General features: G+C 45.3%; 20 protein-coding genes and 1 pseudogene. 9 read left to right on the forward strand and 12 right to left on the reverse strand.

Annotated features, from left to right (window positions below; translation table 11 throughout):
* Positions 1 to 163: 163 nt before the first annotated feature.
* Positions 164 to 3,199 carry an FAD-binding and (Fe-S)-binding domain-containing protein gene (locus MSG36_RS18620; RefSeq protein ID WP_248369243.1) on the forward strand — a complete coding sequence of 1,012 codons (3,036 nt, stop codon included), beginning with the start codon at positions 164 to 166 and terminating at the stop codon, positions 3,197 to 3,199.
* Between the two features lie 66 nt (positions 3,200 to 3,265).
* Positions 3,266 to 3,727 carry an isoprenylcysteine carboxylmethyltransferase family protein gene (locus MSG36_RS18625; RefSeq protein WP_248369245.1) on the forward strand — a complete coding sequence of 154 codons (462 nt, stop codon included), beginning with the start codon at positions 3,266 to 3,268 and terminating at the stop codon, positions 3,725 to 3,727.
* 100 nt (positions 3,728 to 3,827) lie between these two features.
* Here the strand turns inward: MSG36_RS18625 and MSG36_RS18630 are convergent, their stop codons facing one another.
* The 6 genes from MSG36_RS18630 to hutC form a co-directional block, all read right to left on the reverse strand.
* Positions 3,828 to 4,553: a DUF3581 domain-containing protein gene (locus MSG36_RS18630; protein WP_081231220.1), complete on the reverse strand. Its 726-nt coding sequence runs from the start codon at positions 4,551 to 4,553 to the stop codon at positions 3,828 to 3,830.
* Positions 4,554 to 4,779: 226 nt separating this feature from the next.
* Positions 4,780 to 6,312 (reverse strand): histidine ammonia-lyase, encoded by a 1,533-nt coding sequence (hutH, locus tag MSG36_RS18635; protein WP_248369248.1) that lies wholly within the window; start codon positions 6,310 to 6,312, stop codon positions 4,780 to 4,782.
* A 14-nt stretch (positions 6,313 to 6,326) separates the two neighbouring features.
* Positions 6,327 to 8,021: a urocanate hydratase gene (gene hutU, locus MSG36_RS18640; protein WP_019821879.1), complete on the reverse strand. Its 1,695-nt coding sequence runs from the start codon at positions 8,019 to 8,021 to the stop codon at positions 6,327 to 6,329.
* A 72-nt stretch (positions 8,022 to 8,093) separates the two neighbouring features.
* Positions 8,094 to 9,122: a formimidoylglutamase gene (hutG, locus tag MSG36_RS18645; RefSeq protein WP_248369251.1), complete on the reverse strand. Its 1,029-nt coding sequence runs from the start codon at positions 9,120 to 9,122 to the stop codon at positions 8,094 to 8,096.
* Complete coding sequence (hutI, locus tag MSG36_RS18650) at positions 9,109 to 10,359, reverse strand: imidazolonepropionase (RefSeq protein WP_248369252.1); 1,251 nt, start codon at positions 10,357 to 10,359, stop codon at positions 9,109 to 9,111. The genes hutG and hutI overlap by 14 nt, the downstream gene beginning before the upstream one ends.
* A 113-nt stretch (positions 10,360 to 10,472) precedes the next feature.
* Entirely contained in the window at positions 10,473 to 11,186 is a 714-nt protein-coding gene (hutC, locus tag MSG36_RS18655; RefSeq protein ID WP_061038947.1) for a histidine utilization repressor, read from the reverse strand.
* Between the two features lie 181 nt (positions 11,187 to 11,367).
* Between hutC and MSG36_RS18660 the strand changes: the two genes are divergently transcribed.
* Positions 11,368 to 12,111: a sporulation protein gene (locus MSG36_RS18660; protein WP_248369254.1), complete on the forward strand. Its 744-nt coding sequence runs from the start codon at positions 11,368 to 11,370 to the stop codon at positions 12,109 to 12,111.
* A 114-nt stretch (positions 12,112 to 12,225) separates the two neighbouring features.
* Here the strand turns inward: MSG36_RS18660 and MSG36_RS18665 are convergent, their stop codons facing one another.
* Positions 12,226 to 13,149 carry a DUF3187 family protein gene (locus tag MSG36_RS18665; RefSeq protein ID WP_248369256.1) on the reverse strand — a complete coding sequence of 308 codons (924 nt, stop codon included), beginning with the start codon at positions 13,147 to 13,149 and terminating at the stop codon, positions 12,226 to 12,228.
* A gap of 461 nt (positions 13,150 to 13,610) precedes the next feature.
* Between MSG36_RS18665 and thrS the strand changes: the two genes are divergently transcribed.
* The 6 genes from thrS to MSG36_RS18695 all read left to right on the forward strand — a co-directional run bounded on the left by thrS (position 13,611) and on the right by MSG36_RS18695 (position 17,833).
* Positions 13,611 to 15,539: a threonine--tRNA ligase gene (gene thrS / locus MSG36_RS18670; RefSeq protein ID WP_016768282.1), complete on the forward strand. Its 1,929-nt coding sequence runs from the start codon at positions 13,611 to 13,613 to the stop codon at positions 15,537 to 15,539.
* A gap of 2 nt (positions 15,540 to 15,541) precedes the next feature.
* Entirely contained in the window at positions 15,542 to 16,093 is a 552-nt protein-coding gene (gene infC / locus MSG36_RS18675) for a translation initiation factor IF-3 (RefSeq protein WP_076654893.1), read from the forward strand.
* A 104-nt stretch (positions 16,094 to 16,197) separates the two neighbouring features.
* Complete coding sequence (rpmI, locus tag MSG36_RS18680; RefSeq protein WP_004738430.1) at positions 16,198 to 16,392, forward strand: 50S ribosomal protein L35; 195 nt, start codon at positions 16,198 to 16,200, stop codon at positions 16,390 to 16,392.
* Positions 16,393 to 16,434: 42 nt separating this feature from the next.
* A complete protein-coding gene (rplT, locus tag MSG36_RS18685; RefSeq protein ID WP_004733517.1) occupies positions 16,435 to 16,788 on the forward strand; it encodes a 50S ribosomal protein L20 in 354 nt (117 codons plus the stop codon).
* Positions 16,789 to 17,000: 212 nt separating this feature from the next.
* Complete coding sequence (gene yqfB, locus MSG36_RS18690; RefSeq protein ID WP_004733516.1) at positions 17,001 to 17,315, forward strand: N(4)-acetylcytidine aminohydrolase; 315 nt, start codon at positions 17,001 to 17,003, stop codon at positions 17,313 to 17,315.
* 68 nt (positions 17,316 to 17,383) lie between these two features.
* The gene (locus MSG36_RS18695) at positions 17,384 to 17,833 is read left to right on the forward strand and encodes a hypothetical protein (protein WP_248369258.1); all 450 of its coding nucleotides are present in this window, start codon (positions 17,384 to 17,386) and stop codon (positions 17,831 to 17,833) included.
* A gap of 128 nt (positions 17,834 to 17,961) precedes the next feature.
* Here MSG36_RS18695 and MSG36_RS18700 read toward each other — a convergent pair whose 3' ends face one another.
* The 5 genes and pseudogenes from MSG36_RS18700 to MSG36_RS18720 form a co-directional block, all read right to left on the reverse strand.
* Positions 17,962 to 19,200, reverse strand: coding sequence for a leucine-rich repeat-containing protein kinase family protein (locus tag MSG36_RS18700; RefSeq protein WP_248369260.1), 1,239 nt, complete (start codon positions 19,198 to 19,200; stop codon positions 17,962 to 17,964).
* Positions 19,201 to 19,315: 115 nt separating this feature from the next.
* Positions 19,316 to 20,890 carry an ATP-binding cassette domain-containing protein gene (locus MSG36_RS18705; protein WP_248369262.1) on the reverse strand — a complete coding sequence of 525 codons (1,575 nt, stop codon included), beginning with the start codon at positions 20,888 to 20,890 and terminating at the stop codon, positions 19,316 to 19,318.
* A 497-nt stretch (positions 20,891 to 21,387) separates the two neighbouring features.
* Entirely contained in the window at positions 21,388 to 21,966 is a 579-nt protein-coding gene (locus tag MSG36_RS18710) for a TetR/AcrR family transcriptional regulator (RefSeq protein ID WP_248369265.1), read from the reverse strand.
* Entirely contained in the window at positions 21,963 to 23,399 is a 1,437-nt protein-coding gene (locus MSG36_RS18715; RefSeq protein WP_248369268.1) for a coniferyl aldehyde dehydrogenase, read from the reverse strand. Before MSG36_RS18715 ends, MSG36_RS18710 begins: the two co-directional genes overlap by 4 nt.
* 189 nt (positions 23,400 to 23,588) lie before the next feature.
* Positions 23,589 to 24,292 (reverse strand): annotated as a pseudogene (locus MSG36_RS18720) (methyltransferase domain-containing protein).
* Positions 24,293 to 24,528 lie beyond the last annotated feature (236 nt).

Below are 24,528 nucleotides of genomic sequence, written 5' to 3' on the forward strand. Positions count from 1 at the left end.
TAAGACGAAAGTGACTATTTCTCCATTCTTGCACTGAGATTCTGATTTGATCACCTTTTTATATGATCTTAATAGTAGTAAAGTGACGAAATTCAAAGAAAATTATTAAAAATCTCAGATAACCCAATGCTGATAGGATCAGCGAAGTAGGGGCAGGAAGCAAATGTTACCAAGACTTCAACTCAATGCTGATGTCGATCCAGTTGTCGTACGCTTTTTAGATGAACTAAAAACAGCGGGCTTTACTGGCGACGTTGAATCTCAATATTCTAGCCGTTTGGCTGTGGCGACTGATAACAGTGTCTATCAGCAATTGCCGCAGGCGGTCATCCTTCCTAAAACAACGCAAGATGTTGTGCTTATCGGTAAAGTGGTTTCTAAATCCGCTTACGAACGCGTGACTTTTTCCCCTCGTGGCGGCGGTACCGGAACCAACGGACAATCTTTAACAAAAGGTGTCGTGGTTGACCTGTCGCGATACATGAATAAGGTTCTTGAGATTAACGAGAAAGAAGGCTGGGTAAGAGTTCAGTCTGGTGTCGTTAAAGATCAATTGAACGACGCTGTTCGCCCTTATGGTTACTTTTTCTCTCCAGACCTTTCTACCAGTAACCGAGCAACCTTGGGTGGTATGATCAATACCGATGCTTCGGGTCAAGGGTCATTGAAGTACGGTAAAACCTCAGACCATGTGTTGTCGTTGCAAGCGGTGTTCGCAGATGGTTCATGTCTAGAATCTGATTTATCACACGGCTTACCTGTTGAGGGTGAATTCGCTCACCATGCACTTGCTGTGACTGAGGCGGTTTGTCGAGACAAGCGCGCTCAAATCTTAGATAAATTCCCTCCGCTGAATCGCTTCTTAACAGGCTATGACCTAAAGAATGCAATCAACGAACAAGATGACAGCTTTGACCTAACTCGCGTTCTATGTGGTGCTGAAGGTTCTTTAGCATTCATCACGGAAGCAAAGTTAAACCTAACCAAGATTCCAAAAGCGCGGACACTGGTTAACGTCAAATACAACACGTTTGATTCTGCGCTGCGTAATGCGCCGTTCATGGTGGAAGCGAAAGCTCTGTCTGTTGAAACGGTGGATTCAAGAGTATTGAACCTAGCGAAGCAAGACATCGTTTGGCACACCGTGAGCGACCTGCTGACCGATGTTCCTAACAAAGAGATGCTTGGCATCAACATGGTTGAGTTTGCAGGCCAAGATGAAGCGGAAGTTGAACAGCAAGTTCAAGCGCTGACTGCACGCCTTGAAACCATGGTTGAAAGCGAAGAAGCCGGCGTGATTGGTTTCCAAGTTTGTAGCGATTTGGCGAGCATTGGCCGAATCTACAACATGCGTAAGAAAGCGGTGGGTTTATTGGGTGCGGCGAAAGGCCGAGCTAAGCCCGTCGCTTTTGCTGAAGATACTTGTGTACCACCAGAAAACCTCGCGGACTTTATCTCTGAATTTAGAGTGTTACTCGATTCAAAAGAGTTGAATTACGGCATGTTTGGTCACGTGGATGCAGGCGTACTGCACGTTCGTCCAGCATTGGATCTGTGTGACCCTATGCAAGAAGCATTGATGCATGAAGTCTCTGATGAAGTGGTTAAGCTGGTGGCGAAATACGGCGGCTTGATGTGGGGTGAACACGGTAAAGGCTTCCGTTCTGAGTATGGTCCTGACTTCTTTGGTGAAGAGCTGTTTACCGAATTAAGACGTGTGAAAGCGGCATTCGACCCGCACAACAAGATGAACCCCGGCAAGATCTGTACGCCTTTAGAAAGTGACGCTGAATTGGTGAAAGTCACCGATACCAAGCGTGGTTTTTACGACCGTCAGATCGACGTACAAGTTCGTGACAGCTTCAAGCAAGCAATGGAATGTAACGGCAACGGCTTGTGTTTCAACTACGACACGAGCTCGCCAATGTGTCCTTCAATGAAAGTTACGGCTGACCGACGTCACTCACCAAAAGGCCGCGCAGGCTTGGTAAGAGAGTGGTTGCGTCAACTGACTGAACAAGGCGTTGATATTCTCGACCTTGAGCAAGAAGCGTTGAAAGACAACACACCCGTTAAGACTATGATTGAGCGTGTTCGAAATACGATGAACAAACGCCATGAGTACGATTTCTCGCATGAAGTTCATGAAGCGATGAACGGTTGTTTGGCGTGTAAAGCGTGTGCGAGTCAATGTCCGATTAAAGTCGATGTACCAAGTTTCCGTTCTCGATTCTTAAACATCTACTACTCGCGTTACCAGCGCCCAGCAAAAGACTATTTAGTTGCCAACATTGAAACCATGCTGCCGCTGATGGCGAAAGCGCCAAAAGTAGTGAACGCTGCATTGGGTCAAAAGTGGATCCAAACGGCAACAGCTAAAACGGTCGGTTATGTTGATGCACCGTTGATGTCGGTGCCGACGCTAAAAAATCGTCTAGCGAGTAAAGAGCTGCAACTCTTCGACTTACAGTACTTAGAAGGCTTGTCTTCTGAGCAGAAGAAACAGCATGTGCTGATCGTTCAAGACCCGTTTACCAGCTTCTATGATGCTGAGGTGATTGAAGACTTCGTCACTCTGGCTCAAAAGCTTGGCAAAACACCGGTACTGCTGCCGTTCAAACCGAATGGTAAAGCGCTACACATCAAGGGCTTCTTAAATCGATTTGCACGTGAGGCGAAATCGACGTCTGATTTCTTGTCGATGGTGGCGGATATCGGTATTCCTTTGGTGGGTGTTGATCCTGCTCTTGTGCTTTGTTACCGCGATGAATATGTCGAGATCTTAGGTGACAAGCGCGGCGACTTTGATGTGCTTACCGTGCATGAATGGTTAATGCCATTGTTAGGTGAGTTCGAAGCGCGTTCAGCAAGTGAAGAAATGTGGTACTTGTTTGCTCACTGTACTGAGAAGACCAAAATGCCGAACGCTGAAAAAGAGTGGGGCACTATCTTCAAACACTTTGGTGCGGCGTTAACCAGCGTTCCTGTCGGTTGTTGTGGTATGGCGGGTACTTTCGGCCACGAAGTCGATAAGCTGCAAATGTCGAAAGATATATACGGTTTAAGCTGGAAGCCTCAAATGCAGGACTTACCAAAAGATCGTTGCTTGGTGACGGGCTATTCTTGCCGTAGCCAAGTGAAGCGTTTTGAAGGTGAGAAGCTTGCTCACCCATTACAGGCGCTAGCAAAAATTCTCTAATACATTTAGCCCAGCAATTGCTGGGCTTTTTTCTAAACTAACAAAGGAATGTTAATAAGGAAAAGTATGAAATTTCTAGAATTAAAAGTACCACCCGTTGCACTGTTCATTATTGTATTTGTAGCATCATACTTCTGCGCTCAGCAGTTGAGCCAAGGGACACTGGCATTACCTTATGGAGTGGTTGTGTTAGGTATCGGAGTCGCATTGAGTGGTGTGATTGGAATATCCGGCATATTGGAATTTCGAAAACAGAAAACCACCGTTAACCCGATCAAAGTCGAAACCGCTTCAGCCGTCGTGGACAGTGGAATTTTTGGCTACACGCGAAACCCAATGTACCTAGGGTTGTTCATCCTGCTATTTTGCTTTGGCTACTTTTTCCAGAATATCTTCAGTGTACTACTTAGCTTTGGCTTCGTAATCTACATGAATTACTTCCAAATCAAACCCGAAGAGCGAGCACTAGAACAATTATTCGGTGCGGAATATGTTGATTACAAACAAAAGGTTAGACGCTGGATTTAGTGATGATTTGAGTGCAGGCTTTAGTGGCTTAGTAACCGAAATAAAAAAGCCCAGCTTGAGGATATCAAGCTGGGCTTTTTTGATCTTATTCTAGAGCTAATTAAGCAGCGGCTGCGAACTGAGCTAGAAACATCTCTTTGCGCTCGTTGAAGCGGTTTACTAGGTCATCGACAGAAGCTTGGTCGTATGGCTTAAGGCCACTTGCTACCATGCGCTTCACGCCTTTACCTACTACTTCGCCGTCTTCTTTGAAATCGAAGTTAAGAGTCACTATGCCGCGCTTACCTTCAACATCAAAAGTCGCGCCAGAGAATTCAACTTCTGGGTGAGACAGGTCTAGGCGAGTAAATTCAACTTCCATGCTCTCGTAAATCACAAGAGGACGTTGGCAGTTGATCATCATTTTTTGTTCTTCCATAAGAGGAACCATGATGTGCGGGAAGTTCATGCCAGAGAACTTAACGTAGTTTGTTACTACGTGCTCGATGAATGCTTGGTCGTGGCTCTTTTCACCTTCACAAGACATGTGTAGGTACTCTTTGCCTTTTTCGTCAACCAGTGAGCTTTCTTTCTCACATTTGTTGTCAACGCTTAGTGCAATACCGTTACCCACCATACCTGAAAAATCAAAACGCATTTTTTGGCTGATGCCTTCTTTCTGCAGAAGAACTGCAAACAAAAGGTCGCCAGGCACGCAGAAGCGCTTGTTGTCTTCATCGTGAATTGGGTTGAAGTCAGCGGCTACTTTTTTAGCAAAGTGGCTAGCTTGTTCACGAGTGAATTGAAATTGATTGTCTTCAGTAGAAAAGTAAGGTGTCAGAAACATAGTATCGCTATTAGTCATCAAATCTGGGGTGGATTATAGCTAACTAACTTCGCTCTAATGGTCTATCCAGTTAACTTTGCTTATATATCAATCGATTAGATGAATACGTTGGATGGTATGTGACGATTTTAAGGGGAATATGGTCTTTGGAACAATGCAACAAGGGCTAACCAATAGCCCTTGTTTATATAACACTCTAATGGGTGTTGTTCAGATTGTTTCTCTCTTAAAAGCTACACAGAATACCTTCTGGCATTAGGTGATTGTGCACTGATAATTTGAGCAATAGGTTCGCTTGCTCGATATCTGGTGAGAAGTAACGGTCTTTGTCGTAGAAGCTCACTTTTTCACGCAGAATTTGTTTTGCTTCTTCTACTCGAGGTGACGATAGGTTTGGCGCTCGGAAGTCCAGGCCTTGTGCTGCTGCTAAGTATTCAACGGCCAAGATGCCACGGGTGTTTTCTGCCATGTCACGCAGTCGACGACCCGCAAAGGTTGCCATAGATACATGATCTTCTTGGTTTGCCGATGTTGGAAGGCTGTCTACTGATGCTGGGTGTGCCAGTGTTTTATTCTCGCTTGCCAGAGCAGCAGACGTTACTTGAGCAATCATAAAGCCTGAGTTAACGCCGCCGTTATCGACCAAGAAAGGTGGAAGTTTGCTTAGTGCGCTATCAATCAGTAGTGCCATTCTTCGTTCAGAAAGGCTACCAATTTCTGCAATCGCAAGTGCTAGGTTATCCGCTGCCATTGCCACAGGTTCTGCGTGGAAGTTACCACCTGAAATAATGTCGCCGTCTTCAGCAAATACCAATGGGTTGTCCGATACCGAGTTCGCTTCAACGTTTAATGTTTCTGCTGAATTACGAATTTGCTGTAAACAGGCACCCATCACTTGAGGCTGACAACGTAGCGAGTAAGGGTCTTGAACCTTTTCACAGCAAGTGTGTGATTCACCAATCTCACTCTTTTGATCAAGCATATGGCGATAAGCAAGCGCGGCATCCATTTGACCACGATGACCACGAACGCGGTGAATTCGAGGGTCAAATGGGCGGCGACTACCGAGTGCTGCTTCAACAGACATCGCACCACACACTGTTGCAGATGCAAACAAGTCTTCCGCTGCGAATAGACCTTCTAACGCGAATGCAGTCGATGCTTGTGTGCCGTTTAGCAGCGCTAAGCCTTCTTTCGGCGCAAGTGTGATTGGTTCAAGACCTGCGATCTGCATTGCTTCTAAGCCTGTGATGATTTTACCGTTGTGTCTTGCTTGGCCTTCACCTAGCAGAACGGTACTCATGTGGGCGAGGGGAGCAAGATCTCCAGAGGCACCTACTGATCCTTTTTGTGGAACACACGGATAAACCTGTGCATTCACAAGATCGATAAGAGCATTAATCACTTTGAGGCGGATACCCGAGTAACCGCGAGACAAGCTGTTAATCTTCAATACCATCATCAAACGCACGGTTTCATCAGACATAAATTTGCCAATGCCCGCTGCGTGAGAAAGTACGATACTTTTCTGTAGTACTTCGAGATCTTCAGGCGCAATCTTGGTATTTGCTAGTAAGCCAAACCCCGTGTTGATGCCATACACAGTGCGATCTTCAGCAATCACTTGCTCGACAACCTGCATGCTTGCTTCAATATCAGGGATTGCTGCAGGATCCAGTGACAGGCTCACAGGGCTACGGCTGATTTTACGCAGTTCAGATAGGCCTAGTAGTCCTGGCTTAAGTAATAAATTCAACATGTTCTCTCCAGACATTAAAGGCGACGAAGTTCTTCGTTTAGCATAGGTAAATCAAGCTTCTGCTCTTTGGCACATTGCTTGGCAATATCGTACCCCGCATCTGCATGACGCATTACGCCGGTTGCTGGATCATTGTGAAGTACACGAGCAATACGCTGTGATGCATCTTCACTACCGTCACAACAAATCACCATGCCTGAGTGTTGCGAGAAGCCCATGCCAACGCCACCACCGTGGTGCAAAGAAACCCAAGTTGCGCCGCCAGCTGTGTTCAGAAGGGCATTCAATAGAGGCCAATCTGATACAGCATCTGATCCATCCATCATGCCTTCTGTTTCGCGGTTCGGGCTTGCTACTGAGCCTGAATCTAGGTGGTCTCGACCGATAACAACCGGAGCTTTCAGTTCGCCATTTTTAACCATTTCATTGAATGCTTGGCCTAAACGTTCGCGATCTTTCAAGCCAACCCAACAAATACGAGCGGGTAAGCCTTGGAACTGAATGCGTTCACGCGCCATATCTAGCCAGTTGTGTAGATGTGGGTTATCTGGAATCAGTTCTTTTACTTTTTGGTCTGTTTTGTAGATGTCTTCTGGGTCGCCAGATAGGGCAGCCCAACGGAACGGACCGACGCCTTCACAAAATAAAGGTCGTATATATGCGGGAACGAAGCCTGGGAAATCAAATGCGTTTTCCACACCTTCTTCCAGTGCCATTTGGCGAATGTTGTTGCCGTAATCTACGGTTGCAGCACCACGGTACTGAAGATCTAGCATTGCTTGAACTTGAATCGCCATCGATTGTTTAGCGGCTTTCACCACTTTTGCTTCATCAATGGTGCGCTCTTGTGCGGCTTTCTCCATCGTCCAACCTTGCGGCAAGTAGCCGTTCAGAGGATCGTGGGCAGATGTTTGGTCGGTCACCACGTCAGGCGTGATATTACGTTCAACAAGCTCTGGGAATACGTCTGCGGCGTTACCTAATAAGCCAACAGAGATTGGCGTGCCTGACTCTTTAATCATTGCCATCGCTTCATCTAAGCTGGTGGCTTTTTTGTCTACATAGCCAGTACGTAAGCGGTAGTCGATTCGTGATTCATCACACTCCACGGCGATCATTGAGAAGCCAGCCATCGTTGCAGCAAGAGGTTGAGCACCGCCCATGCCACCAAGACCACCCGTTAGAACCCATTTACCGTTCGCTTCACCTTGGAAGTGCTTCTTCGCAATCGCGACAAAGGTTTCGTAAGTACCTTGAACGATGCCTTGAGAGCCAATGTAAATCCAGCTGCCTGCTGTCATTTGGCCGTACATCATCAAGCCTTCTTTATCGAGCTCGTTGAAGTGTTCCCAGTTCGCCCAATGTGGAACAAGGTTCGAGTTAGCGATCAGAACGCGAGGTGCGTTTTTATGAGTCGGGAACACGCCTACAGGTTTACCTGATTGAACAAGTAACGTTTGGTCGTCCTCTAAACGCTCCAATACTTCCACAATCTTGTCATAACATTTCCAATCACGCGCAGCGCGACCAATACCGCCATAAACAACCAGTGCATGCGGGTGTTCTGCCACATCAGGGTCTAGGTTGTTCATCAGCATACGCAGCGGTGCTTCTGTTAACCAAGATTTAGCGCGCAAAGTGGTGCCATGAGGTGCGCGAATTTCGCGAGTCGTGTCGAGACGAGGGTCACTGTTGTGGTGTTCCGTCATTTTGGAATTCCTTCTGTTTCACGTTATATCGTTGTAGTTGTAGTTGTAGTTGTAGTTATCGGTATAGCTGGATTAGTCGCTGGCCATTGCACTGGCTATATCCCAACATAAACGAGCTGCCAATCGAGCCGTTTGGCCATCAACGTCATAGTCTGGGTTGTATTCCGCAATGTCCGCGATAATGAGTTTTTCACTGTGTTGGAAAATCTGTTCTAGAAAAGGAGCGAGCGCTTCATAGCTCACGCCTCTTGCCGCTGGTGCACTGACGCCCGGCGCAGTAGTTGCGGGGAAAACATCGAGGTCGATAGTAAGATAGAGGTAATCACACTCAGCGATGAATTGTTGCAACTTAACCAGTTGATCGACTTGATTCACTTGAGTCATGTTGCGGTCGTGTTCATACCACACGCCCAGTTGGTCAGCTTTGTGAAACAGCGCTTTGGTATTACTAGCCGCGCTAACGCCAAGACAAGCGTAATGAAACGGCCATTGATGTATGTGGCAGTAATCACTTATCTGGTTAAAAGGCGTGCCTGAGCTCGGTTTAACATCGGCGATGTCGCTTTCAAATTCACGAAGATCAAAGTGAGCATCAAAGTTAACGATGCCGATCTTAGGTTTGTGTTCTGATTGAATGTTATCTAGGTGCTCAGCGAGACCTTGAAAAGATGCCCAAGCCACTTCGTGACCACCGCCAAGGGTAATCACTTTGTTAGTTGATAGAGCATTGGCAATCACAGATGCACACTGTTTTTGGCTTACTTCTAATTGATCGTCATTGCATTCGATATCACCGAGATCGGCGATGCGTGCGTCACTATGCCAAGCCATATTCGCCAGAGCTTGGCGTATCAAGTTAGGTGCTTGTTTCGCGCCTACGCGTCCTTTATTTCTTGCAACACCGGCATCGCTGGCAAAGCCAACCAAGGCGATAGCGCTGTCAGTCAGCTCGTCACTTAAGCCACTACTTTGTACTTGCTTGGTAATGTGATGAACGCGAGTACCGAGTGCGCCATCTTCAAGATCATTACGCCCTGTCCACACAAAGTTATGCATGGTTGTTGCGTTCTCTTGGATACCGTTGGATTTAGATTGAGTCATGACACACCTCGCCATTAACAATGCGTTTATGCAGATGAGGAACACCGACTTGATAGCTTAGATCGGCAGGGTGGTCGATGTTCCAGATAGCCAAATCTGCGGCATAACCGATTTCAACTTTGCCTTTGGTTTGTGACTCACCAATGGCAGCGGCAGCGTTACAAGTTACACCGCGTAGCGCTTCTTCAGGCGTCGTACCAAACAGGGTGCAGCTCATGTTCATCATCAGCGTTAAGTCAGCAAAAGGGGAGGTGCCGGGGTTTAGGTCGGTCGCGATCGCCATTGGGATTTTGTGTTCACGAAGTAAAGCAACAGGTGGCTGTTGAGTCTCTTTCAAGAAGTAGAAAGCACCGGGTAATAAGGTGGCGACTGTGCCTGATTCTGCCAGTGCTTTTACTCCGGTCTCATCAAGGTATTCAACATGGTCGACAGAGAGTGCACCGTATTTAGCTGCAAGTGTGCTGCCACCCATATTCGAAAGTTGTTCAGTGTGGCCTTTAATCGCTAGCCCATGTGCTTTGGCAGCTGCAAAGACATGTTCGGTTTGCTCTAGGTTGAAGCCGATAGATTCGCAAAACACGTCAACGGCATCGGCGAGCCCTTGCTCTGCAGCTTTAGGAATGATCTCTTGGCAAACCAGATCTATGTAACGATCTGGTTGTTCTTTGTATTCTGGCGGTACTGCGTGTGCTGCAAGGAGAGTGGTGGTGATCTTAATTCGGCGATGATTCTCTAACGCTTTGGCTGCACGTAACATCTTGAGCTCATCTTCAAGCGTTAAACCATAGCCAGATTTTACTTCGATGCTGGTTACGCCACTTCTTAATAGTCCATCGAGTCTAGGTAGTGCCATTTCAACCAGTTCAGATTCTTGGGCTGCGCGTGTTGCAGTGACTGTCGCCAGAATCCCACCGCCTTGCTTGGCGATGTCGGTGTAAGACACACCATTCAAACGCTGTTCAAATTCGTTGGCGCGATTGCCTGCAAATACGAGGTGAGTGTGGCAATCAATCAGACCCGGGGTAACGAGCTTGTTTTTGCAATCATAGGTGATGTAATCCGCAGAGTTATCAGCGCTCGGTTGTTCTACCTCATAAGCATGAGCCTCATGGTTTGAACAAGAGATAGACACGATCTTACCGTCTTCGATAACGATATCTTGAGGGGAAGAGGGCTGATAACCGTCGGCTCCCGAACTCATGGAGACCACTCGTGCGTTTTTGAGGATCAAATTCATAATCACCTAGATCTTTGCTAAACATTAAATGTATATACAAATAAATAGGCTAAACGCTGACCCGAATCAAGTTGATGTTGCAAAAATGTGATCGGCGATCGGGATGATGTTCTTTAATCTAGAAGTATCTTGGAGCTTAATTTGTACTTAGAGCCAGGATGGTAGAGCAATGCAAAGCTGATGAGGCGTTCTTTGCTCCATGTTCTTCTATTCAAAAGAAGGCAAGGCTCTGATTCAGATAGCTTTAGTGACGTTCTGATTTGAGAGTCTGGAATAATGGCTTCAACCGTGTGCTCGATAGCACTTAACGGGCAGCTTTTTGAAAGGTATTCATTAGGGGTGGAAGTTGAAAAATCTTGCTCTAGGTATTTTGGAGCGGCTTGAGAATTCACCCAACGCGCTTCCAATTGTATTGGCGTGTTGTCAGCAAAGTGGATGATTTCACTATAGAACACCTCTGCGTTAATCATCACACCTAACCGTGTAGCCGTGCTTTCATCAGCCTTGATGCTATCGTGCTTGATAACTTGGCTAGTATACGTTTGGTCTCGGTCTTTGATCTCTTGCGCGATGTTGTTGATATCAAGCAGCGGAGATTGCGCTTTTTCGTCGGGTTCACAAACAAAAGTGCCCAGCCTTGGCTTCCTAATGAGCTTACCTTCAGACACAAGATCTCGAATGGCTTTATTGACCGTCATTCTACTCACATTGAACTGCTCGGTGAGTTCAAGTTCGGTGGTGATTTGATATCCCACCGGCCAGTGACCATTGGTAATTTTGTCGTCTATGAACTGTTTTATCTGAAGGTAGAGCGGCGCTTTCGACATAATGAAACCTTATTTGACTATACAAATAGAGTAACGGATTTTTTAACGATTTCAACATTTCCTCGGGCAATGTGACCTTATTCAACATAGATGGGGCAAATTGCTTGATTCTGTGAGGCAAGTGTCGCAAATTGTCACGCAATAACTATTCGTAAATCAGATAATTAGAAAGGGAAATAATATGTTTAAGAAATTAAAGGCCTCGTTGGGCATCGGTGCAGCAAAAGTTGATACTGTCTTAGATAATATTGAAGTTTTCCAAGGTGGAGAGTTGTCTGGCAATGTTCACATTGTTGGTGGCGACGTTGAGCAACAAATCGACCTGATTAACTTGGTTCTCAACACAGAAGTAAAAGTCGAAACGGAAGACAGCACCAGCTACGAAACTTTTTCACTGGGTCGTATTCAAGCCGTAGAGCCTTTCGTGATCCAACCGGGTGAAACCAAATTGGTGCCATTTCGTCTTAAGTTAAATGATGAAACGCCAGTCACCATGTTGAACGCACAAATGAATCAATGCCATGTGTGGGTTGAAACCAACCTAGATATCGGCTTCGCGATTGATCCTAAAGACCGTGACTTTATCTCCGTTCATCCACTGCCAACAGTCGCCAAAATTATCCAAGGTGTGGAAGCATCGGGCATGGCAATGGTGAAAGCAGACGTAGAGAAGGGCTTCTTAAAAGGCAACAGCTTTGCTTCTCGCTCTGGCTGTTACCAAGAGATTGAATTTCGCAGCGGCGGCTTTATGAATAACAAAGAGATCGAGCTGTCATTCATCGTAGATGGTTCTATGGTTCACTGCCTAGCAGAAATCGACCGCTCAATGAGCTTCCGTGGCGACCAATACATCTCATTCAGCTTACCTGCTAACGCTGCCGACTCAGACATTCGCAACGCTGTATCAAGAATCATGAGTGCGTAGTTATCTATCTGTTAGTAGTCGCTCTGTCTATTAATAGAGACAATACGATTTCTAAAGCCGAACTTAACCGTTCGGCTTTTTTGATTCTACTATCTGTCCCGTCTTGAAATTGGTTTACCACTGGTGCCGATAGGCCAATTGGAAGGCAACATCGGTGGAATTATCCATGTTGAAGATGTTCTCGATTATGGATATCTCAACTGCCGAGCGTTGCATCACATAGCGATAGCCAAACATCATTTCATTCGCGGCTTCTGAAAACTCAGTGTCACCATCTTCTGCGCCTTCATACCAACGGTATTCAAGGTGCAATTCATGGTTTTCAAATAGCGTGAGTTGATAACCGCCCATCCATGACCATGTCGTCTTCTTATGCGAAAAGCTATTCTCTGCTTCTCTACTGGACTGATTCGCTAACCCTAAGCTTGTATAGAAGGTATTGATGTCAAGTTGGTATGCATAGTTGAGTTGAGCGCTTTGTTCGGTGCTGTTTCCCTTAAATGCACCGTGGCTGACGTTGTTGTGATAAAGGGAGACGCCAAAAGATAAGCCGTGGTTTTCTATATCTATGATTTGATATTGGGTGTAGAGCGTGAAAGCGCTAGTCAATGTGTTGCCGGAGAAGTCTCGATTATTGACGCCATGGTCTGGTGCATAGATGTCGAACTGGTGTCTGTCTTTCTGGTCTCGACCTGCTTGGTCGATGCCAAATAGGTCGTGAAAGTTAATAGTGATTTTGTCGAGATGATTATTGGCGGCGTATAACCAGCGGTAATTGAGCTCAACTTGCCATGCTTTGGTCAATTGCCATCGTAGGCCTGTTTGAAGTTGGTTTTGATAATAGTCTAAATGATAGTCGTGGGAGTGAGCCCAGATACTCGCGGCAGTTAAGGCTGTAAATACTTCAACTTTATTCTCTTCAAGAGGAAAGCCTGAACGGAGCGACGGGGTGAGACGAACCGACTGAAGTGGTGCTTGGGTATAACTGATGAAGGGGCCGTAATCTTTGTTGGCCCATGCGTTTGGCGCAGAAAACATGGCGGCTATTATTAGCGGTAAAGGTCGTATGAGCGATATACAAGTAGCCCGTTTCTCCATATGCACCTCATCTGCATGCCGTTGCTTCTATATAGCTTAGTTCTAAATAACTCGTTTGTAAGAGGTAAGTTGTATGAGTTAACTCGGAACAGGTAGGGTGCAGTTGTTTAGTCGGTGTAGCTTGGTAATCAAGAGGATTAGAAGAGTAGGTAAGTCACCACAGCATGGTTAACCTTACCAAACGAAGCCGTTGGAGAGCTTGCGGGTTCGCTCTGTCATTGTCATTTCATATAATTTCGTTACAATGTTCGGCTACTCACAAGTGGGGCATCTGTATTTGCTTCTATGTGGGTATATTTATTATGCATATATCCCCAATCAGCGTACCCGTTGATTGAAAGACATATATTAAACATTTTCATGTGTTGCTTGGTGTGCAACACCACTGTAAAGGACAAATAATGCCAATTATTACTCTTCCTGACGGTAGTCAGCGTCAATTTGACAACCCTGTATCAACTCTAGATGTTGCCCTATCAATCGGTCCTGGTCTTGCGAAAGCAACCATTGCTGGTCGTGTAGACGGCGAGCGTGTTGATGCTTGTGATCTTATCGAAAACGATGCAAGCCTAGAAATCATCACAGCTAAAGATGAAGTTGATGGCCTTGAAATCGTTCGTCACTCTTGTGCTCACCTTTTAGGCCACGCGGTTAAGCAGCTTTTTCCAGAAGCGAAAATGGCGATCGGTCCTACTATCGATAACGGTTTCTACTACGATATCGACCTTGAGCATTCTCTAACGCAAGAAGATCTAGAAAAGATCGAAAAGCGCATGAAAGAGCTAGCGAAGACTAAGTACCAGGTTGTTAAGAAGAAAGTTAGCTGGCAGGAAGCGCGCGACGCATTCGAAGCTCGCGGCGAGACTTACAAGATTGAAATCTTGGACGAGAACGTTTCTAAAGACGATCGTCCAGGCCTGTACCATCACGAAGAATACATCGATATGTGTCGTGGTCCACACGTGCCTAACATGAGCTTCTGCCAGCACTTCACTCTACTTAACGTAGCGGGTGCATACTGGCGTGGTAACAGTGACAACAAGATGCTTCAACGTATCTACGGCACTGCATTCCACGACAAGAAGGCACTTAAAGCTCACCTTGTGCGTCTAGAAGAAGCGGCTAAACGTGACCACCGTAAAATCGGTAAAGCGCTTGACCTATTCCACATGCAGCAAGAAGCACCAGGCATGGTGTTCTGGCACCACAACGGTTGGACTATCTTCCGTGAGCTAGAAGTATTTATTCGTCAAAAATTGACTGAGTACGATTACCAAGAAGTTAAAGGCCCATTAATGATGGACCGTGTTCTTTGGGAACGCTCTGGTCACTGGGATAAGTACGCTGAAGCGATGTTCACAACTTCTTCAGAGAACCGTGAATACGCTATCAAGCCAATGAACTGTCCTGGTCACGTTCAAATCTTCAACCAAGGTTTGAAATCTTACCGTGATCTACCGCTACGTATGGCTGAGTTCGGCTCATGTCACCGTAACGAGCCGTCTGGCGCACTTCACGGCATTATGCGTGTTCGTGGCTTCACTCAAGATGATGCTCACGTATTCTGTACTGAAGACCAAGTTCAACAAGAAGTTAAAGCTTGTATTGAAATGGTTTACGATACTTACACAACTTTCGGCTTCGAAAGCATCGTTGTTAAGCTATCTACTCGTCCAGAACAGCGTGTAGGTTCAGACGAAATGTGGGACCGTGCAGAGGCTGACCTTAAGCAAGCGCTAGAGGCAATGGACATTGCATACGAGATTCAAGAAGGCGAGGGTGCGTTCTACGGACCTAAGATTGAATTTACTTTGCATGATTGTTTGGACCGCGCTTGGCAATGTGGTACAGTGCAGCTCGATTTTGCATTACCAGAACGTTTAGGTGCTACTTACGTAGGTGAAGATAACGAGCGTCACACGCCAGTTATGATCCACCGCGCGATTTTAGGTTCACTAGAACGCTTCATCGGTATTCTTATTGAAGAATACGCTGGCTTCTTCCCAACGTGGTTGGCGCCAGAACAAGCAGTTGTAATGGGCATTACAGACAAACAGTCTGAATATGTACAAGAAATTACGAAAAAACTGCAAAAAAGTGGATTTAGAGTCAAAGCAGACTTGAGAAATGAGAAGATTGGCTTTAAAATCCGCGAACATACTTTGAAACGTGTACCGTTCATGCTTGTGTGTGGTGACCAAGAAATGGAAGCCGGCGAAATTGCAGTACGTACACGTAAAGGTAAGGACCTTGGCAAATTTAAAGTGGATGACTTTATTTCATACATCCAAGCTGAGGTTTCAAGCCGTAAGCTCAATCTGGAGGAATAGCTATTAAAGGCGGAAGACGTGGCCAACAACCGGCCAAACAAAACCAGCACCGTTTAAACGGTGACATTCGTGGCGTTCGTGAAGTGCGTCTAACTGGCGCAGACGGCGAAGCTGTTGGTGTAGTATCAATCGCTGAAGCGATGGAAGCTGCAAATGAAGCTGGTATGGATCTTGTAGAGATCAGCCCTAACGCCGAGCCGCCAGTTTGTCGTGTGATGGACTACGGTAAGTTCCTCTTCGAGAAGAGCAAAGCTGCGAAAGAGCAGAAGAAGAAGCAAAAGCAGGTTCAGATCAAGGAAATTAAATTCCGACCTGGAACTGATATTGGAGACTATCAGGTAAAACTACGCAACCTGACTGGTTTCCTAGAAGACGGCAACAAAGTGAAGGTAACAATTCGCTTCCGTGGCCGCGAAATGGCTCACCAAGAAATCGGTGTTGACGTTCTTAATCGTTTGAAAGCGGATACTGAAGAATTTGCAGTAGTCGAATCTTTCCCAACGAGAATTGAAGGTCGCCAGATGATCATGGTGTTGGCCCCTAAAAAGAAGTAATTAACGGCTTTGCAAGTAATTGAACCCTGCAGCCTCAGGTTGCGGGGTTTTATTCGCCCTAATTACTATGTTATTAACAACTCAACAATGCGGAGTTATTCATCATGCCTAAGATGAAAACCAACAAAGGTGCTGCTAAGCGTTTCCAGAAAACTGCTGGTGGTATTAAGTTTAAGCACGCTGGTAAACGTCACATCCTGACTAAGCGTACTACTAAGAACAAGCGTCAGCTACGTCCGAACTCGATCCTTCCTAAATGTGAAGTTGCTCAAGTTCTACGTATGATGCCATACGCTTAATTCTTTTTAGTTTATAAATTCGTTTAGTTTAGGAGAAGCATAATGCCTCGCGTAAAACGTGGTGTACAAGCTCGTGCACGTCATAAGAAAGTTCTAAAACAAGCTAAAGGTTACTACGGAGCACGTTCACGTGTTTACCGCGTAGCTTTCCAAGCAGTTACCAAAGCTGGTCAATACGCTTACCGTGACCGTCGCAACAAGAAACGTCAATTCCGTCAACTTTGGATTGCACGTATCAACGCGGCATCTCGTCAAAATGGTCTATCTTACAGCCGTTTCATCAATGGCCTTAAGAAAGCATCTATCGAGATCGACCGTAAGATTCTTGCTGACATCGCAGTATTCGACAAAGCAGCATTTGCTGTTCTAGTTGAAAAAGCGAAAGCATCTCTATAATTTAGAGTTAGCTTAAAGGTTTAAGAAAAGGAGAACTTCGGTTCTCCTTTTTTATTGCCTGTAATTTGGCTCTTTTAGAGATTCCCAACTCCTTCCTCCGTCAGTCTTGGGAATGACGAGATGAACTTCCGCATCTAATTTTTATTCGCTTGAACACGCATTCTGGTATATAAACATCTACCTAACCTTTAAATGTTAAGCGACCGAGATAAATGACCGCACCGACCACTATGACGTTCTTCGAACGTTTTGAAACTGACATCCTTTCTGGCAAGAAGACGATTACTATTCGCGATGAATCTGAACGTGACTACCAGCCAGGTAGTGTTGTGGAAGTATCGACGCTAGAGCAAGGCCGTGTGTTCTGTAATCTTAAGATCATCAGCGTTGAACCAATCCTATTTGATGACTTAGGTGAGTTCCATGCTCAGCAAGAGAACATGACGCTGCAAGTACTGAAAGACGTGATTCAAGATATCTATCCAGGTATCTCTCAGCTGTATGTTGTTTCTTACGAGCTTGTGTAGCCCGCTTTAAATAGAATTGGTTGATCAATACCACGTCTAACGCAGAGCAATGAGAAAGGGAAGTCACAATGAGTGAATTACAGAGCGAAACAGTTCAGCAAATTCTGCTTCAACTTTATTGTCGTGAGCAAAATGAGCAGCCGTTAATCTCTAGAACTGATCTCGACATTGCTCTTTATGATAGCGAAGGCTTCCTAGCGTGGCGTGACACAAAGCGTAACTTTACGGTCAGAGATATCGAGAATCGAGTTTGGGTGAAGAGTTGCCCCGGCGGTTACATCACTGAAGTGCACTTCAATGCTGACGGTTCTTTGATTGAATATCGTTTGTTCGACCGATTTGAAACAACAGGGCAGTGGCAACTAAAAGATGGTTTGTTACACGTCGAGATTTTGAAGGGCGAGAATCGCTACCAGTTTGCTGTTGTGGCTCGTGCTGACCTTAATATTCACTCTGCAGTGGAATATAAAAATGGTGAGCTGCATTCCTATCTGAAATTGGTGCAGGCTGAGCGTTAATCCTTTTTAGCCGAGCTTGCTTGCCCATGAAAATAAGTGATGTTCCAAGAATAACAAAGCCAACAGTGATGTTGGCTTTGTTGTTTTCAATTCGACCGATTACTTCTAATCAACGCGCCATTAAGCCATTAAGCTTCGAAGTTCGCCAATCGAGTATAAAGCTCGCTGTCTTGATCTTGCTTTGTACAAATCGTCAGTAGGTCTTCAATAAAGTACTTCAATGCACGTGCCTCAATTCGGCGAATGCCTTGTTGTTGCTCTTCAGTTAGGTAACCGTAGATAGTTGCCGCTCCAAAGTCACCAAAGATCATCTGACCTTGTTGGTTCACTAAAGTGTTGTGAGCGTATAGATCACCATGACAGACTTTGTTGGCATGAAGGTGTTCAAACACATCAATCATCTGTTCAGTAATGCTATTGATCTGAGTAATTGAAAGCTCAAAGCCTTCGTTGAAGGTATCGCGAGTGCAGCTTTCGAGAGTAGGGGGCAAACCTAGGTTGTAATAGCTGCTTGGGATAAGCTCCATCACTAATGCGAGGTAGTCTTGTTCATCGACTTGAGCTATCGACTTCACTAGGTTGTTATGATGACCAGCCTGCAAACAAGCTTCGAGCTCATCGTGTGGGTAGCCGTCGCTTGTTACTTCACCTTTAAATACTTTTACAGCGACTTCCTGTGGGAAATCAAAATCGCTGTTCAACCAGTTAGCATGTGAAATTACGCCAGACGCACCTTGACCAAGTACTTGATTCAGTGAGTAGCATTGCGAGCTTACAGCAGGCACGCTATCTAAGCTGCTAGGGTGTTTGCAAAACGGGTTACCCGCAAATGCTAGCCAAGCCAGTTTTGGTAGCTTAATAAGGAATTCAGGGAATTCAGTCAACTGGTTTGCAGACAGGCGAACTAGCTCAAGGTTGGATAGGTTTTCCATGCTTTCTGGCAAAACGCGAATCTTGTTACCCGCCAATGCCAGTTTCTGTAGTCGCGGTCTTTCACCTAGTGAGCTAGGTAGAATCTCAATCTCATTGTCGGTCAGGATTAACCAACGTAGTTGAGTCGGCAGAGATTGCTCGCTAACGGTTTTGATTTGGTTGGTTTTGAAGCCAACCATTTCAAGCTTAGGAAGTGACCCTAGAACATCAGGCAGGTGCGTAAACAGGTTATTCGACGCGAAGATGATACGCAGGTTAGTCAGCTGTGATAACTCGGCTGGTAGGTCTAACAGCTGATTACCTGAAAGGTCTAGGATCTCAAGAGAATCTGCAAGCTCTATGATTTCTAGAGGAAACTCGGTGAGACCTTCTGACAGTTTTAAACGCTTAATACCTTTGAGTTGCCCCGATTTTAATTGTTCTAGAGTATGCAAACCTTAGCCTTATAAATAGATGTTCGAGGCGCGTAGTTTACTTGTCTCAATCGAGAAAGGCGAGTATCCGGAAGAATACTCGCCTAACTAAACTAAGTGAACGAATTTACGAAGGTTAAAGCTGTATATGGTTTTGGCTAACGCCGACCTCTTCAACAAAATCGCTATCATGACAGACCAAGATGAACGCGCCTTGGTATTCACGTAAAGCGGACGCCAATATTTGCTTTGAGTCTATGTCCAAGTGATTGTCTGGTTCATCAAGCAAAAGAAGTGGGGCATCCTGTTTATGACTAACGTTCAACATCGCCAACTTCATTTTCTCGCCACCGCTGAGGTGAACGACTTTTCGATATACCGAATCTCGCCTAAATCCAATTCTTGCTAGTAGGGTTCGCGCGTCGCTCTCTGTTAATCCAAAGCTGTGCGTCATTAAGCTATCGAACATCGTCTCGTTGGTGTCTAACAAACCAAAGTGTTGATCCAAATAGACGGTCGCCCCCAAGCGCTTAATCGAGCCTTGATAATTGGTGTGTTGACCGTGAATCGCTTTTAACAGTGTCGACTTTCCACACCCATTAGCACCGGTTAGATAACACCGTTCCCCTTGTGATAAAGAGAAACTGATTGGCGCACCTGAGCCGTAAACAAGGCGGCAGTTCTCAACGGTTAACAAAGAGCTCTTTTTACTGCTATTACTTTGCTGTAGATACAAAGCTTGTGGTTTTAGTCGTTCCTTCTGTTCTTTAAGCGACTGAAGTTTATGTTGGTTTTGGTCAATGAGATTCCTTTGGCTTGTCGCAGATGCGGCTTGGCTTTGTCCTGCTTTATCTTTCATCGCATCCAATAAGATCTTGGGTTGGCTACCTGACTTTCTGAGTCGGTTTCCCTGAGATTCTCGCTGCTGCGCCTTTTCCTTGTTGGCTTGAGCTTGACGCTCGAGTCGTTTCTTTTCGGACTGATGATGCGCAATCTGTTTCTCTAGCGCTTCGCTTTGGCTAGACACTTGTTTGAAGTAATCATCATAATTTCCTTTATAGAAACGTACGCCCAAGCTGTTGAGGTGGTAGATCCCGTCCATTTGTCTCAATAAGCTTCGATCATGGCTGACGACAAGCACTTTGCCTTCAAACAACTGGCACTGTTCGAGTACCCAATTGCGTCCATCGTTATCCAAATGGTTCGAAGGCTCATCGAGGATCAGTATGTCGTTATTTGATACGAACAGCTGATGAAGCTGTAACAGGGCGAGTTGTCCACCACTCAAAGAGCAACAGGGCGTGTTCAAATCACTAGTGATCTTTAATGTACCTAGCAACTGCTGGGTACGTGCCTCTAGATCCCAATCATCACCAATGATATTGAAGTGCTGCAGTTCACAGCTACCTTGTTCTATGGCGCTTAATGCTTCTAACTTTTCGGTGAGCCCTAAGAAGTCAGCGATGGTGATGTTGGTATCCAGTAGCTTTGATGGTAACTGAGAGTAAAAGCCGATTGAACCTTGGCGCGAAACACTGCCTGTTGTGGGCTGTTTTTGTCCAACGAGCAATGAAAGCAACAATGACTTACCAGCCCCATTTCTTCCGACTAAGCCGGTGAGGCGTGTGCTCAAATTAAAGGTGATTTCTTTGAATAACCACTCACCAGTATCGAGTTGGAATGAGAGATTGTTGGCTAATATAGTAGGCATAGAAATACCTCCCTTTACGTGTAAACGAGTAAAAGGGGTGAGGCGCTTTTTCTATACAGAATTCTATGTATAGATCGCCAAAGACGTTACTTAGGTAGCGTACCAATCAAAGATAGGAAATAAAGTGCTGATCTGATTTCTGTCTTTGAAGTTCTGATCTTAAAGATGTTTGTTTGTCAAAAAACGGATCTTTAAGAGCTTGATTTGTCGCGAAAATAGATGACGAAGTAACGCCCACTAACCCCGAGTGTCCAAATGATTTTTATAAAAATAAATCGGATGTCAGGATGTTAGTACTTCATTATGGCGTTATTCTCTTTTGAAATGATGGTGGGATGGTACTGAAAGAACGTACTCTGAGTCAATATGCTGAGGTGATTAAATTGTGTTCAAATAATTAAAGCGCCTATGTGGCGCTTTAGTGATCATTATTGGAAATAAGTTGAGTCTAGAACTTAAGAACTTAAGAACTTAAGAACTTTGGCTTAGAGCTAAAGCTACTTGGTTTGCCCACCAACGGCTCGCCAACACATATTAAAGCTATCGTTGATGTACTTCGATGTTTGCTCTGGTGGAGACTCGCTTTGTTCAATCAGCCAGTTTGCACAAATCAGAAAGTGGCTATGGATGAAGTGCCTAACAAGGTTAATGTCCAACACCATCAATTCACCATCTTCTTGCCCTTTCAAAATGATCTCGTCTAGCGATGCGAACATCTGTGAAACAATCACTTCTCGAGTTTGAGTTGTTGGGTCGAAATGAACATTGGTAAAGAACTTCATCGCAACCGGATTCTCTAATGCCCATTCGATTCCTGTGATCCACATGAACTTAAAGGCTTGGTAGCGATCTTCTACTGCCACATCAGTGTGCGGTTGAAGGGTCGAGAATAGCTCTAGCTTCAGCTCGCGAAACAGCTCATCAATCAATAGAGATTTGTTCTCGAAGTGGTGAAACAACGTCGCTTTTGCCACGCCGGCTGTTTTCGCTATTTGTCCGGTAGATGTGCCCTCTAGCCCTTGTTGAGAGAAGAGCAGGAGTGCAGCATCTAGGATTTTTTGTCTTTTGGTGATCATCTATTGAGTACTTTGAACATCATTTTTTTGATTGGGTTGTTATATGGAGGGTGCATCAACTTAGTGAAGTTGATTTTGCCTCGAGTCAACACGGTTTTCGCATGGCTAAAGGTCTTGAAGCCCTCAATGCCGTGATAATGTCCCATGCCTGAAGGGCCGATGCCACCGAACGGCGCGTCTTCTGCTGCCACATGCACCAAAGAATCATTAATACACACGCCGCCAGAGTGCGTGTCTGATAAAAACTTGTCTTGGGTTTCTTTATTATGGCTCATCAGGTACAGAGCCAGTGGGCGTTCTCTCTCTGTGATGTAGCTTATTGCTTCTTCGATGGAATCATAAGGCACGATAGGCAAAATAGGACCAAACAGCTCTTCTTGCATCGCGAGCATCTCATCGTTCACTTCGGTGAGAAGGTGCGGCGTCATTCTGTGGTTTACATCGTCCTGTGCTTGTTCGGTTACCGTGTGAATAACCGCGCCTTTGGCTTGTGCGTCTTCAATGACACCTTTCAAGCGATTGTATTGGCGCATGTTGATCACTGAGGTTAAGTCTTTGCTCTCAATACCGGCTTTATAAAGCTTCTTGAAATAACGCTTATAAGCTGTGATGAACTCGTCCGATTTTTCTCGCGGCAATAAGATGTAATCAGGCGCTACACATATTTGGCCAGCGTTTAAGCTCTTGGCAAACAGGATACGTTCAACAGCGTCCGCCACATCAAAGTCAGGGGCAATGATAGTTGGAGATTTGCCGCCTAATTCCAAGGTAACGGGTGTTAAGTTGTTAGCCGCTGCTCTCATAACGTGTTTACCCACAGCGGTTGAGCCTGTGAATAGGATATGGTCAAACGGCAGTTGGCTAAATTTAGTGGAAACGTCAGCTTCGCCTTCGATAATCGCAACCTGATCTTCACTAAAGCCTTCGGTCAACATCGCTTTTAAAACTCGATTGGTCGCTGGAGTAAACTCCGACATCTTAAGCATCGCAGTGTTGCCCGCTGCTAACGCTGTGATCAGAGGTCCTAACGAGAGCATGACTGGGAAGTTCCATGGAACAATGATGCCCACAACGCCCACAGGTTGATAATGAACCGTGATCTTTGCTGGCGTTAGCATCAAACCAGCTTTGCGGCGCGATGGCTTCAACCACTTCTTAAGGTTCTTCACGCTGTAATTGATCTGGTGAAGAGAAGGGGTGATATCAGCAATCAAGCTGTCGTGCTTTGCTCGATGGCCATAATCTTCAGATACTGCCTCAATCAATTGCTCTTGATAACGCATTAACAACGCTTTTAGTACTGAGAGGTTTTCTCTTCTCTGCTCAAGCGTAGGATTAACGTTATTGCGGTAGTGATCTTTTTGTCGGTTGAACATTTGATCCATGTCGTTGGTGCTCGACGTGTTTGGTTCAAGGTCTAGATTATGGCTCATAGTATCCCCTAAATTCGAAGGCTGACCGATTGGTTGGTCAGTTGAAATTACAAGAAGATCGAATCGAATACAAGGTATGGACGAGAAAAGTTTATTTTTTGTTCAGTTGAGCGGGTGCTGAGTTGAGATGGTTAGGAAGATAAAAAGTGCCTTTGACGCAATCAAAGACACACGCGATTTACTTGCGGGCTAGGCAGACACTTTTTCGCAACGCATAAAGATGAAGTTAACGTTTTTCGATAGGCGCTCGTACGTTTCTTCAGAGATGACCTTGGCCTTCTCGTCGATTGTCCCTTCAGTGATTTGTGAAATCAGCAAGCCAGATTGGCTGACAGCTTGGCAAAGCTCGGTTAATGAACGGCGGTAGAAGCTTACCTGAACGGGTGTGCCGACCGTGTTCCACTCTTCTTGAATGAATTCGCGCTCAAAGTAGTTACCTGAAGGGTGCACTCGAAATCCGCAAATGGGTGGTGAGTGGAAAACACGATGTAGCCGCCCGGTTTTAGAACGCGATAAATGTCATCAAAGACAGGTTTTAGATCTTCAATATAATGCAGTACTAATGGGCACACGATGACATCAGCGCTGTTATCAGCTTCTTTAGGTAAACCAAGCGCAGCATCTTGCGCGTATGCGGTCACATTGGGGATCTGTTTTCCGTTCACTAGGTCGACCATATCTTGAGATAGATCGGTGCACGTGACTTTGTTTGCACCTTGGTCAATAAACCATTGTGCGTAAATACCTGATCCACAGCCAAGGTCGACAATGTCGAGCCCATTCACATCATCAAGTAAGGCTATGGTTGATGGGCGTTCTAATAGGGCATTATAAATATTATCGCGAGCAGCAGAGTCGTATTGCTTTGCGTAGGTCGTGTACATTTCAGACATGATTTAACACTCATCAATAGGTATGAGGTAACAGGATACAAGCTGTGTTGGTGATAGCGAGAGTTCAGATAGTGAAGTGCTTATATTTGTCACAACTCTGACTTAACCTCACTCAATTTACTAAAAATCTTATGGTTCCTGCACATTTTTTTTCCCTAATTTAATGTGAGAAATTGCTTTATATTTAATGCGCTTCAGCCTGTTTTTTACCCTAAAACCTTGTAATTCCTTACCTG

It is taken from the genome of Vibrio sp. 1CM8B, from assembly GCF_023161685.1.
Lineage (GTDB): Bacteria > Pseudomonadota > Gammaproteobacteria > Enterobacterales > Vibrionaceae > Vibrio > Vibrio coralliirubri.